Genomic DNA, 7153 nt, shown 5'->3' on the forward strand with positions numbered 1-7153 from the left:
TGGCCGACCTCATTCCCGCCGGGTTCGTGCTGGCGAATTCGGCCGAGGTCGGGGTGCCCCGCTCGTGGTTGGCGCCACTGGCGGCGGCGAAGCTGGCCGGGGCCGCCGGGCTGGTGATCGGCCTGCTGGGCGTGCCGGCGCTGGGCATCGCGGCCGCGGTCGGGCTGGTCCTGTTCTTCGTCGGCGCGGTCATCGCGCACCTGCGGGCCCACGTCCTCTACAACATCGCGTTTCCCGGTACCTTCCTGTGCCTGTCCGCGGCGACGCTGGCCCTGATGATCGCGCGCTGAGCTCGGCCATGGTCAGGCCGGAAAGTAGCGGATCCGGTCGATCGCGTTGCCCGGCCACGCCGCATCGACGAACACGATCCCACGGCCGTGGGCCGAGTTGACCGAGACCGCGACCGTGGGGCCGGCGCCGATCACCTTGGTCCAGTTGGCCCCGTCGAATTGCTCGACGAGCTCGCCGATATCCAGCGGGTCGTCGTCACCCAAAGTTATTGGGGCACTGCGCCCTAACGCGCGCACGGCCGCGGACTTGTCTTTGCGCGAGACGGCGCCGAGGAATGCCTCTGCCAGCCTCTTGCGCCGCGCACCGGCCCGCCGAAAACCGGCCATGAAGCCGGCGGTCCCCCGCAACCCCTGGTTGGCCAGCAGGCCACTGGACAGCTGCAGGGCGGGCGACGCCGCGCGCGGGCCGGTTCGCAGGAACTGCAGCATCATCGCCGGCAACTCCCAGTAGGCGCGCAATCTGCCGATCTTCCAGCTGCCGTTGGCTTCTCGGAGGTCGTAGCGCAGCAGCGCGGGAATGTACATCGTCACCGCCGGACCCATCGACACCTCGAGCTCGAGGTCGCGCAGAACGGTTGTGCCGAACACGATGTCGAGGTCGCGATGAAACGTGATGCCGCGCGGACCGATGAAGGTGTCGTAGAACCGGCCGATCTGGGTGTGCCCTCGGTGCGGCCGGGATCCCACCGGGTCTTCGATGCGCCCGTCGGCGGTGAACAGCCCGACCCACCCGGCGCGGTCGTGCGCGGCGGCGGCAAGCGGTGAGCGCTCCACCGCGGCCAGCAGCTGCTCGCGGTCCACCGCCACCATCAGCGCCCACCCACCAGCTCGACGCCGGCGGTTCTCCTCCCGTCTCTTTTACCCCTCTAGATGTGTTNGTCAGGCCGGCCCGGGCCGCGTCCTCGGCGGTCTGGCGGACGCAATGGTCCGTGGCTATCCCGACGACGTCGACCTGGTCGACCCCGCGCCGCCGCAACCACTCGAGCAGCGGGGTGCCGGTTTCGTCGACGCCCTCGAAGCCGCTAAAGGCCGCGGCGGAGGTGCCCTTGCGAAAGACGGCCTCGATCGGGGCGATGTCGAGGGCGGGATGAAAATCCGCACCGGCGCTGCCCGCCAGGCAGTGCGGCGGCCACGACGACGAAAAGTCGGGCCGGTCGGAGAAGTGATCGCCCGGGTCGACGTGGCAGTCCGCAGTCGCCACGACATGGTCGTAACCGGGCTTGGCGGCCAGGTAGTCGCTGATGGCGGAGGCCACGTGCGCGCCGCCGCGAACCGGCACGGAGCCGCCCTCGCAGAAGTCGTTTTGCACGTCGACGATGACCAACGCTCGCACGGGTCCACCCTATCCCCGACGGGCCTAGAGCTGGGCGTTCACCCGGGCCGCCGCGCGGCACGGTTTGTTTGCCGGTCCGCCGGGTAATCCAGCTGCCATGTTGATCCGCAGAATCGCGAGGCCCCTGCTGTCGGCGGTGTTCATCGGCCAGGGCATCGACTCACTCCTCAATCCCAAGCCCGCGGCCGAGGCCGCGGCGCCGGCGGTCGACGGCCTTCGCGCCCTGCCGGACCCCGTCGGCAGCGCCATTCCCAGCGACCCCCAGACGTTCGCTCAAATCAACGCCGCCGTTCAGATCGGCGGCGGCCTGCTGCTTGCCACCGGCAAAGCGCCGCGGATCGCCTCGGCGGCACTTGCCTTCACGGTGCTGCCGGCCAACCTCGGCGCGCACATGTTCTGGAGCGAGAGCGACCCGGCGCTCAAGGCCCAGAAGCGCAAGGACTTCCTGACCGACCTGAGCCTGCTGGGCGGGCTGATGATCGCCTCCGCCGACACGGCCGGCAAGCCGTCGCTGGGCTGGCGGGGACGCCAGGCGGCCGAACGGCTCTCCGAACGGGTTTCCTCGGCGCTGCCCGGTTCCTCTGACGGGTCGGACACGTTCGACGAGCTCGGCGAGCGGATCGTGCACGGCCTGCAGGTCGGCGCCGAACGCGGCCGCGAACTGGCCAGCACCGCCGCCGAACGGAGCGCACCCTACGCCGAGGCCGCCCTCGAACGCGGCCGCGAACTGGCCGGCACCGCCGCGGAGCGGGGCGCCCCGCTCGCCAAGAAGGCGCGCAAGCGCGGCGAGGAACTGGCGAGCACGGCGGCGGAAAAGGGCGCGCCGCTGGCCAAGAAGGCGCGCAAGCGCGGCGAAGAGTTGGCCGACACGGCGCGGGACCGCGGGGTGGAACTCGCCGAGATCGCGCGGCTGCGCGGCAGCGAGTTCGCCAACACGGCGGCCGCGCGCGGCAGTCAGCTGGCCGACGCGGCCCGCGAACGGGTCGGCGACGGGGTCCCCACCCGTCGGCGCCGCCGCCCCTGGTAATCGCGCGCTCGGGTAGACGCGCTCACCGCGGCCACCGCGACCGCAATACCTCCGGCGCCCACGGCCGGCCACTCCGGCGAGCCGGCCGCTTCGCCGCCGCTGAGTTGGGCGACGATGCGCGGCCCGCGCCGACGACTGCCGTCGTACACGGTCGCGATGTCGGACAACGCGATGCCCTCGGCGACCGGCCCCACAGGCGGCGGTGCCGCTGGCGAACCTTGGCCTCGGGCACGTCGTGGCCGCCGGCCAGCACGCGGTGCCTGACGCGCCCGACCGCAAGGTCTTCCGGGACGAGCAGGGAATGGAGGACGATGGTGCAGCCTTCGCCGTGCGCTGCGGATCACTGGGTCGCCGCGAGCCGCTGGCGAGCCGCCTGGTTGCGAAGAGGCCGAGCCTTGGCGGTTGCCGCGCCGCGAGCACTGGGCGCCAGTCCACGCACAGGCAACGGCGCGGCTTCGCTCGTGTGATCGGTAGCCGGCCGTCGCAGGTGCGGGTCAAAGTGGGAGCGCTCCACGGTCGCGCCACCGCTCGACTCGGGGTTCGCACGATCGGAGCTCTCGGCGGAGGCCGAGTGGGCGCGAGGCGTGGGTGGGCCGTACCAAAGCGGACCATCGTCGATGATCAGCAAGGCCAGGGCGCCGAGGACGAACATCGCTGCCGCATAAAGCATTAGCGTCACCGCGCAGAAGCGCAACACATTGACCAGTGCGGTCTGGGCGCTAGATTGCGCCGAGCCGTTCCGTGAAGCCCCTTGCGATGAACGCATGATCACGTCCTCCTGTGAGCGGGTTGCATTACCGGTTCAAGACAACCCTGAAAAAGGGATCACGTCCAACGATGAATGTTGATGCCAATGATCGCGATTCGCGATATGTTGGGCGAATGGAGCTGCGCCAGCTGGAGTACTTCGTCGCGGTGGCCGCCGACCTGAATTTTTCGCGGGCGGCCCAGCGAATCCATGTGGTGCAGTCGGCGCTGTCGGCGTCGGTGGGCAGATTGGAAAAAGAGTTGGGTGTCGAGTTGTTCGACCGATCCAAGCGGCAGATCGCGCTCACCGCGCCCGGCGAGGTCTTCCTGGAGCAGGCCCGGGAAGTCATACACACGGCACAGCGGGCACGGTCCTCGGTGGAGAACTATCGCGGTCACATGACGGGCACCGTCACACTGGGCACCCTGATGTCGTGGGGAACGCTGGACCTGCCGGCCGCTCTGGAAGAGTTTCGGCGCAGCAACCCGGCGGTGACGGTTCAGCTGCGGCAAAGCCTCACTGGCTCGGCGGGCCACCTGGAGTCGATCGCCGACGGCCAGATGGACCTCGCCCTGGTCTCCATCCCCTCCTCGCCGTCTCGCCTCGTGGCCCTACAGCAGCTCACCCACGAACCCATGGTCTTTGTCTGCGACTCGACCCATGCACTGGCGCGCCGCCGCCGGGTGCAGCTCGCCGACCTCGCCGGCCAAGACTTCATCCACTTCCCGCGTGGATGGGGAATCCGCCAGCGCCTCGACGCCTGCTTTACCGCTGCCGGCGTCCACCCGATCAACGCCTACGAAGTGGCCGACTACGCGATCGCGGCCGAACTCATCCGACGCCGGCTGGCAACGACCGTCTTGCCCCTAAGCGCAGCCAACCGGTTTCCCGACTTGCGCACGGTGGCGCTCAACCCGCCGCTGACCTGGACGCTGTCCCTCGCGTCCGCGGCGACCCAGACCGCCGGCCGCGCCACGAAGGCGCTCGTCGACACGATCATCCGTCACATCGGGAGCTGACGGTGCTCGCGGTAGCAGATCCGTTCCGCATCAACGAAATAAACGCGGTCGCCGTGATCGCGTGGATGGCTCAGCGGCCCGGCCGCCGCACCGCCGACCCCGCCACGAAGGCGTCGACGATGGCGTCGACGGCCTGGCCGGCGTCCGCGGTGACACCGGCCTCATCGGGGCCGAGGGGTTCCAATGCGTCGAATTGCGACTGCAGCAGCGCCGCCGGCATGAAATGGCCGGGCCTGCCGGACAGCCTGCCGCCGATGAGTTCGGGTGAACCGCGCAGGTGCAAAAACTCCACCCGCGGGCAGTGCGCCCGCAGCTGGTCGCGGTATTTGCGCTTCAGCGCCGAGCAACTCACCACCCCGCCGCCGCGATGGCCCGCCAGCCATGCGCCGACGGTCTCCAGCCAGGGATGCCGATCGTCGTCGTTCAGCGGTTCCCCGGCGGTCATCTTGGCGATGTTGGCCGGCGGGTGCAGGGCGTCGGCGTCCACGAAGGGCACGTTGAGCCGTCGCGCCAACGCCGCGCCCACCGTCGACTTGCCCGATCCCGAGACACCCATCACCACGACGGGTGACCCGGCGCCTACTCGGGCAGGTTGCGGTTCCATTCCACCCAACCCACACCGGCGCGGCCGTCCGCCGTCCTGACGCTGACCCAGGCGCGCGGAAACTGGCTCACCCGCCCGTCGGCGGCGACCAGGCGCACCGGCGCCTGGCCACGCACCTCGATGTCCGCGGTGACCCCGCCCGGGCTGCGATCCAGCGTCGCGCTCAGTGGTATTCCGGTGTCCCCGACGGCTTCCCGCGAGGCGACGGGNTGGCCCGCCAGCCATGCGCCGACGGTCTCCAGCCAGGGATGCCGATCGTCGTCGTTCAGCGGTTCCCCGGCGGTCATCTTGGCGATGTTGGCCGGCGGGTGCAGGGCGTCGGCGTCCACGAAGGGCACGTTGAGCCGTCGCGCCAACGCCGCGCCCACCGTCGACTTGCCCGATCCCGAGACACCCATCACCACGACGGGTGACCCGGCGCCTACTCGGGCAGGTTGCGGTTCCATTCCACCCAACCCACACCGGCGCGGCCGTCCGCCGTCCTGACGCTGACCCAGGCGCGCGGAAACTGGCTCACCCGCCCGTCGGCGGCGACCAGGCGCACCGGCGCCTGGCCACGCACCTCGATGTCCGCGGTGACGCCGCCCGGGCTGAGATCCAGCGTCGCGTTCAGTGGTAATCCGTTGTCGCCGAAGGCTTCCCGCGAGGCGACGGTATCCAGCTCGACGACGTTGCCGCCGGCGTCCTGGGTGTAGCCGATGCTGAACGCCGGCGCGCCCGGGATGCGGATGTTCACGCCGTGCAGGTGGGTGCCGTCGTCGAGGTGCAGCGCGCTCCAGATCCAGTCCATGCTCCACCAGTCGCGCACCCCCCAGGAGTGGTCGCGCTGTCCGGGCACCGAGTCGACGCGGTAGCTCTTGTCGTCGACCGTGACGGTTCCCGTGACGGTGCAGGGGATTTCGTAGCGCGTCGTGAGCCGATACTTGTACGGGGTGCCGTCGGTGGCCCACACCAGGTTCATCGTCATCTCGACGGGGGTTCCCGGCTCGCCACGCAACAACGCCGACGGGTCGGGGTACGCCCGGGCCCGCGCCCGCACGTCGACACGGTAGGCCCGCAGCGGGGCGCTGGCACCGTGGCCGACCTCGAACTCGTCGGCGCGCAACAGCCACGGGTCCTCCGGCAGTGGGACTTCGGCATCGACGGCGACGGTCGGCAGGCCGGGTCCGCACAGCAGCGCGTGCACCAGGGCCGTGCGTCGGTTGGCTATCAGGCCGATGCGGAACCAGCCGCCCAATCCCTGTGCCGCATCGGCGAAGTCGGCGTACCAGCTCTCGCTCCACAGCGGTTCCGAGGTCGGGGTGTGGGCGAGTTCGTCATCCTCCGTCGGCCGCAGCGGCTCGGCCACTGCCGCGTCGGGCAGCGTCGCCAACGCATCGGTGTCCAGCACGTGATCGCAATTGCGTTCCAGCATCGTCATGAACATCCGGTCGCCACGGTCGGTGCGCTCCACCAGCATCGACGAGACGATCGCCATCATCACGCCGAAAAAGCTCTGGCGCCGAACCCCTTCGGCAACGTCGGCGAGGCTGATCGGCGCGTCCGACCCCAGCGCCTCGTGGTACGCGCGCAGCAACTCGTCGTACCGGTCGCGGCGGTCCTGCGTGCGCAGCGCGCAGCCGAGGAAGTACGCCAGGTCCGTCAGCGCCGGCCCCCAGGACACCGTCTGCCAATCGACGACGGTCAGCGGGCGGTCGGCGCCGGCGGTGCCGAACAACATGTTGTCCAGCCGGTAGTCGCCGTGCACCAGGCCCCGGATGCGGTCCTCCGCCGACTCCTGGGCGAGGTAGCCGTCGAACGCGGCCACCAGGCGTTCGCACACGACGCGGTGCTCGGGCGCGATCTCCTCGCCGTACCGCTCGATGAAGCCGGCGTACAACGGTGCGATCATCGCCTGGTTGAGCGGCGAGTCGCGGTTGAGCCACGGCGCGTCGGCCAGCGACGGGTCGCCGAGCAACGGACCGTGCAACCGCCCCAACTCGACGACGCCGAGACGCGCCTGTTCGCTTGTCGCGCCGGCGATTTCGTCACCGACGACGGCGGGTCCCGCGTCGCCGAGCAGCAGGTCGAACGCGCCCGTCGCGGCGTCGACCGCGGCGTGATATCAGGGCGCTATCGGCCCCCCCACGCCC

The 7153-nt window shown here is 70.4% G+C and carries 6 protein-coding genes and 5 pseudogenes; 3 read left to right on the forward strand and 8 right to left on the reverse strand.

Annotated features, from left to right (window positions below):
• The coding region (locus BN4348_RS42385; RefSeq protein ID WP_066913122.1) for a DoxX family protein at window positions 1–290 on the forward strand (290 nt) is incomplete at its 5' end.
• A 12-nt stretch (window positions 291–302) separates the two neighbouring features.
• Here the strand turns inward: BN4348_RS42385 and BN4348_RS42390 are convergent.
• Both BN4348_RS42390 and BN4348_RS42395 read right to left on the reverse strand, forming a co-directional pair.
• Window positions 303–1100 carry a ketosteroid isomerase family protein gene (locus BN4348_RS42390; RefSeq protein ID WP_066913124.1) on the reverse strand — a complete coding sequence of 266 codons (798 nt, stop codon included), beginning with the start codon at window positions 1098–1100 and terminating at the stop codon, window positions 303–305.
• 70 nt (window positions 1101–1170) lie between these two features.
• Window positions 1171–1623, reverse strand: a pseudogene (locus tag BN4348_RS42395) (isochorismatase family protein); the annotation flags it as partial.
• A gap of 97 nt (window positions 1624–1720) precedes the next feature.
• Here BN4348_RS42395 and BN4348_RS42400 point away from each other — a divergent pair.
• Complete coding sequence (locus tag BN4348_RS42400) at window positions 1721–2650, forward strand: DoxX family protein (protein ID WP_066913126.1); 930 nt, start codon at window positions 1721–1723, stop codon at window positions 2648–2650.
• 22 nt (window positions 2651–2672) lie between these two features.
• Here the strand turns inward: BN4348_RS42400 and BN4348_RS61420 are convergent.
• Both BN4348_RS61420 and BN4348_RS42410 read right to left on the reverse strand, forming a co-directional pair.
• A pseudogene (locus BN4348_RS61420) lies at window positions 2673–2984 on the reverse strand (ATPase); the annotation flags it as partial.
• A gap of 6 nt (window positions 2985–2990) precedes the next feature.
• Window positions 2991–3416 (reverse strand): hypothetical protein, encoded by a 426-nt coding sequence (locus BN4348_RS42410; protein WP_142308702.1) that lies wholly within the window; start codon window positions 3414–3416, stop codon window positions 2991–2993.
• 116 nt (window positions 3417–3532) lie between these two features.
• Here BN4348_RS42410 and BN4348_RS42415 point away from each other — a divergent pair, with 116 nt between their 5' ends.
• On the forward strand, window positions 3533–4417 hold the full coding sequence (locus BN4348_RS42415) for a LysR family transcriptional regulator (RefSeq protein ID WP_066913131.1): 885 nt from the start codon (window positions 3533–3535) through the stop codon (window positions 4415–4417).
• 70 nt (window positions 4418–4487) lie between these two features.
• On the opposite strand, the gene BN4348_RS42420 is transcribed toward BN4348_RS42415, so the two are convergent.
• The 4 genes and pseudogenes from BN4348_RS42420 to BN4348_RS42430 form a co-directional block, all read right to left on the reverse strand.
• Window positions 4488–5021: a gluconokinase gene (locus BN4348_RS42420; RefSeq protein WP_084454171.1), complete on the reverse strand. Its 534-nt coding sequence runs from the start codon at window positions 5019–5021 to the stop codon at window positions 4488–4490.
• A pseudogene (locus tag BN4348_RS63090) lies at window positions 4997–5227 on the reverse strand (DUF7064 domain-containing protein); the annotation flags it as partial. The pseudogene BN4348_RS63090 and the gene BN4348_RS42420, both read right to left, overlap by 25 nt.
• 9 nt (window positions 5228–5236) lie before the next feature.
• Window positions 5237–5467: pseudogene (locus BN4348_RS63095) on the reverse strand (gluconokinase); the annotation flags it as partial.
• Window positions 5443–7153 (reverse strand): annotated as a pseudogene (locus BN4348_RS42430) (DUF7064 domain-containing protein); the annotation flags it as partial. The pseudogenes BN4348_RS42430 and BN4348_RS63095, both read right to left, overlap by 25 nt.

The sequence above is a fragment of the Mycobacterium interjectum genome (assembly GCF_900078675.2).
Lineage (GTDB): Bacteria > Actinomycetota > Actinomycetes > Mycobacteriales > Mycobacteriaceae > Mycobacterium > Mycobacterium interjectum.

Bases quoted from the DNA above. Each gene is read 5' to 3' on its own strand.
- BN4348_RS42390 (WP_066913124.1), bottom strand. From the start codon at position 1,100: ATGGTGGCGGTGGACCGCGAGCAGCTGCTGGCCGCGGTGGAGCGCTCA.
- BN4348_RS42400 (WP_066913126.1), top strand. From the start codon at position 1,721: ATGTTGATCCGCAGAATCGCGAGGCCCCTGCTGTCGGCGGTGTTCATC.
- BN4348_RS42410 (WP_142308702.1), bottom strand. From the start codon at position 3,416: ATGCGTTCATCGCAAGGGGCTTCACGGAACGGCTCGGCGCAATCTAGC.
- BN4348_RS42415 (WP_066913131.1), top strand. From the start codon at position 3,533: ATGGAGCTGCGCCAGCTGGAGTACTTCGTCGCGGTGGCCGCCGACCTG.
- BN4348_RS42420 (WP_084454171.1), bottom strand. From the start codon at position 5,021: ATGGAACCGCAACCTGCCCGAGTAGGCGCCGGGTCACCCGTCGTGGTG.